General features: G+C 67.5%; 5 protein-coding genes. 4 read left to right on the top strand and 1 reads right to left on the bottom strand.

Features of this window, described 5'->3' with window-relative positions; all coding sequences use genetic code 11:
* A partial coding sequence (locus tag Q8Q77_RS15925) for a response regulator (RefSeq protein ID WP_305584620.1) occupies nucleotides 1-354 on the bottom strand: 354 nt, incomplete at its 3' end.
* Between the two features lie 360 nt (nucleotides 355-714).
* Here Q8Q77_RS15925 and Q8Q77_RS15920 point away from each other — a divergent pair.
* From Q8Q77_RS15920 to Q8Q77_RS15905, 4 genes are all read left to right on the top strand, one after another.
* Nucleotides 715-2,427, top strand: a complete 1,713-nt coding sequence (locus Q8Q77_RS15920) for a hypothetical protein (protein WP_305584619.1) — start codon at nucleotides 715-717, stop codon at nucleotides 2,425-2,427.
* 100 nt (nucleotides 2,428-2,527) lie between these two features.
* Nucleotides 2,528-2,884: a helix-turn-helix transcriptional regulator gene (locus Q8Q77_RS15915; RefSeq protein WP_305584618.1), complete on the top strand. Its 357-nt coding sequence runs from the start codon at nucleotides 2,528-2,530 to the stop codon at nucleotides 2,882-2,884.
* A complete protein-coding gene (locus tag Q8Q77_RS15910) occupies nucleotides 2,877-3,335 on the top strand; it encodes an SRPBCC family protein (protein ID WP_305584617.1) in 459 nt (152 codons plus the stop codon). Before Q8Q77_RS15915 ends, Q8Q77_RS15910 begins: the two co-directional genes overlap by 8 nt.
* A gap of 15 nt (nucleotides 3,336-3,350) precedes the next feature.
* Nucleotides 3,351-3,527, top strand: coding sequence for a hypothetical protein (locus Q8Q77_RS15905; protein WP_305584616.1), 177 nt, complete (start codon nucleotides 3,351-3,353; stop codon nucleotides 3,525-3,527).
* Nucleotides 3,528-3,702: the final 175 nt, after the last annotated feature.

The raw sequence follows: 3,702 nt of genomic DNA, 5'->3' as shown, positions 1-3,702 counted from the left end.
GCGGCGCAACACCGCCTTCACCCGCTCGATCAGCAGGCGCTGGCTGAAGGGTTTGTGCATGTAGTCGTCGGCGCCCAGGTTGAAGCCCAGGATCTCGTCGATCTCCTCGTCCTTGGAGGTGAGGATGATCACCGGCAGGTCGGAGGTCCGGCGCAGGCGGCGCAGCACCTCCATGCCGTCCATGCGCGGCATCTTCACATCGAGGATGGCGAGGTCCGGCGGCTCGCTCTCGAGCGCGGCCAGGCCCGCGGCGCCGTCGAAATACGCCTTGACCTCGTGGCCGTGGCTCTCGAGGGCGAGGCTGACTGACGTGACGATGTTCTCGTCGTCGTCCACCAGGGTGATCTTGGCCATATGTCCTAGTCGCATCCTTTAGGCGAAGCTTGCATAGCTAATCGTCCGCCAGCATGGCCTCAATGGGGCGATTGATCGACCGACGATGGCGCAGGCGGATTTCGCCGGTCTCCGGGCGGAGTCCACGCGGTCTGGTAAAGCTTCCGATGGACTTGGGTTCCACCTCGACCGTCTTGAGCGGATACGGCGACCGGTCCGGCGAAGAAAAAGTCCGAAGTCCAAAGTCCGGCGAACAAGACCGGGGCCAATCGGGCCCGGTTTTGCTTAAGGCGTGGCGACGAGTCGCTGTGACAGAAGGATACGGTCAATCGGCTATTAAGCTTGTTCGGCGAACATGGGGGGCTGAAAGGGGTCCACCGCGTGCAAGGCCATCAAGTTCATTATGAGGTGTTCAGCCGGCGCACGCCGGGCGGCGGCTGGTCGCTGGACCAGGCCACCGAGAATCGCGCCCAGGCGATCGCCAACGCCCAGGAGATGATGAAGGAGGGAAAGGTGGCCGCCGTGCGCGTCACCAAGGAGACCCTCGACCCCGAAAGCCGCGAGTTCCAGACCGTCACCATCCTGAACCTTGGCGCGACCGAGGCCGTCAAGAAGAAGAAGGTCGTCGAGAACCAGGACCCGCTCTGCGTCTCGCCGCAGGACCTCTACACCGTCCACGCCCGCGAACGGATCGGACGGCTGCTGGAGGGCTGGCTGGAGCGCAAGGGCGCGACGCCGTTCGAACTGCTACACCGCGCCGACCTGGTCGAGGAGCTGGAAGCCTCGGGCACCGACCTGCAACACGCCATCCAGAAGGTCGCCATTCCCGAGGCCCAGGCCCGGGACATGTCGGTCCATGAACTGATCCGGACCTTTTCGGGCCTGGTCGAGCGCGCCGTCGACCGGCTGCTGAAGGACTTCCGCAAGGGCGGAATGCCCAATATCGACAAGGAAGGCTTCGCCGCCGCCGCCGAGCGGGTCAGCCGCGAACCCGAACGCGCCTACCTGCTGGGGGCCGGCGTCGCCGCCTCCATCGCCCCGGCCAAGACCTGGTCGGAGAAGATTTCCCGGCTGCTCGACCTGGCCGACGCCGCCCCGGTGACCGGCCCGCCGCGGGGCCTGGCCCTGCAGGTGATCGAACAGCCCCTGGCCGAGATCCTCGGCTCGAAGACCGGCCTCGACAACGTCATCGGCAAGGACCTGGACCTGGGCGCCCAGCTGGCGGCGATGACCCGGCTGGCCGCCTGCGACGCGGTCGACGCCCTGATGCGTCTGGAACCCTCGGTGGCCAAGGTGATGCCGCCGCTTTCGGAGGCCGCCACCCGGCTCTCCAAATGGCTGGCCGCGGAAGATTTCGAAAGCGTCCGCGCCGCCATCGCCAGGCGCGTGGTGCGCGAGCTGAACGGCCCCCGGCGCCTGCGTCCCGGCGACGCGCCCGGCGAGATCGAGGTGATGCGCGGCCTGGCCATGGCGCTCACCGCCGCGGCCGGCGCCCTGCTGCCGCTCGACGACATCCAGAACGCCTTCGTCCAGCGCTCACGGATGCTGGTCACCGGCGATTTCGTGGAGGTCTATCTGGGCAAGGACCGCTCGGCCCGCGAGGAGGCGGAGGCCCTGATGTGGCTGGTGGAGAACGTGATCGGCGGCGCCAACAAGCGCCAGGCCGGACGCTATCTGTCGGCGGGCGTCGCGGCTCTGCGCTTCGAGAAGGAATTCCGGAACGGCCCGCAGACCGCCGCGGTCAAGCTGCAGATCCTGGCGGCCCTGCAACGGTCCGTGGGCCGCAGCGGCCTGGTGGCGGAGGACTACGCCCCCATCCAGGCCAAGATCGGTGATGTCGGCGGCATGGTCGAGGCCGACGCCCGCCTGGTCCAGACCCTGGCCCGCACCCCGGCCTCCCCGTCGCAGAAGCTGCTGCTGATGCTGCGCCTGGCGACCGGCGAGGTGGCGCCCCTCGGCCCCGCCGCCGACCGCGCCAAGCAGGAGGCCTTCAAGCTGGTCCGCCAGGACGACACCCGCGCCGACCTGATTGAGCAGCCGGAGTGCATGGGCAAGGTGCGGGAGCTGCTGCACGTGTTGGGCCACGCGGCTTAGGGCGTTGCGGCGCCTGCGGCCTGCCGACCGCCGCGTCGGATAGTTAGGCATTCACCACACTATCCATTGACCGCCTAGCCGCGCCGCGATAGTTAGGCATATGCCTAACCAAGACGCGCACGTCGCGAAGATGTTTCACGCCATGGGCGACGCCACGCGATTGGGCGTCGTGGAGCGGCTGGCGCGGGGGCCCGCCCCGGTCGGCGAACTGTTTGGCGCGGTCTCGATGACCCTGCCATCGTTCTTGCAGCATCTGCGGCTGCTTGAGGACTGCGGGATCATCCAATCCGAAAAGGTCGGACGGGTCCGCACCTGCAGTCTTCAACCGGACGGCCTGTCCGCGGCGAAAAGCTGGATCGATGTCCAGCGTTCGGCCTGGGCCAGCCGCCTCGAAGCCTTGGAAGATTACGTCGCCGAAGCGTCACGGAATGACCCCGGAAAGGATCGTCATGGCTGATCTAACCACCGCCCACGAGACCCTGATCTTCGAGCGACCCTTCGCCTGTTCCCCGGAAATTCTCTACGGCGCCTTCGCCGATCCTGTGGCGCGGGCGCGCTGGGGTTTGCCGTCGCCGACCGCGACGATCATCTATGACGAGGCCGATTTCCGCGTCGGCGGTCGCGACAGATCACGGTGCGGGGCCAAGAGCGATCCACGCTTCCTGGTCGACGTGACCTATCTCGACATCGTTCCAAACCATCGCATCGTCTATTCGGAAAAGGTGATGGACGGCGACAGGGCCCTCTCGGCCGCGCTCCACACCATCGAGATTTCGCCGCGCGCCGCCGCCGCTCTGCTCAAGGTCACAGTGCAACTTGCCGCGTTCGAGGGCGAGGACATGGCGCAGGGCGTGCGCTTCGGGTTCAACGCCGCGCTCGACAATCTCGCCCGCGAGATCGCGGCCTAGGCCCAGCGAAGGACCTTGACGCTGCGCCTGGCCACGGGCGAGGTGGCGCCGCTCGGCCCCGCCGCCGACCGCGCCAAGCACGAGGCCTTCAAGCTGGTCCGACAGGACGACACCCGCGTCGACCTGATCGAACAGCCCGAATGCATGGGCAAGGTGCGGGAGCTGCTGCACACGCTGGGGCACGCGGCTTAGGGCGGCGAGACGGGCCGGCTGTCCGCTTTCGACCGATATTGTTGATTTAGTCCGCTGAGGGGTGGGCGAGAGGTCCCTCGCTGGGCTTGGGACGAGGTGGCCTATGTTTTTGGGGGCGACCGGTAGGTGGTGGTCTGGTGTTCGGGGCGCCGGCTCGTCAGGCCCGGGCGAGCGC

Origin of the sequence: Phenylobacterium sp. (assembly GCF_030698145.1) — a bacterium.
Classification (GTDB): Bacteria; Pseudomonadota; Alphaproteobacteria; order Caulobacterales; family Caulobacteraceae; genus Phenylobacterium.
The sequence above is the reverse complement of the archived record's forward strand: the minus strand, read 5'-3'. Positions and strand labels throughout refer to the sequence as shown.

Excerpts from the sequence above, each read along its gene's own strand:
- Q8Q77_RS15915 (WP_305584618.1), top strand. The coding sequence starts at position 2,528 with ATGCCTAACCAAGACGCGCACGTCGCGAAGATGTTTCACGCCATGGGC.
- Q8Q77_RS15910 (WP_305584617.1), top strand. The coding sequence starts at position 2,877 with ATGGCTGATCTAACCACCGCCCACGAGACCCTGATCTTCGAGCGACCC.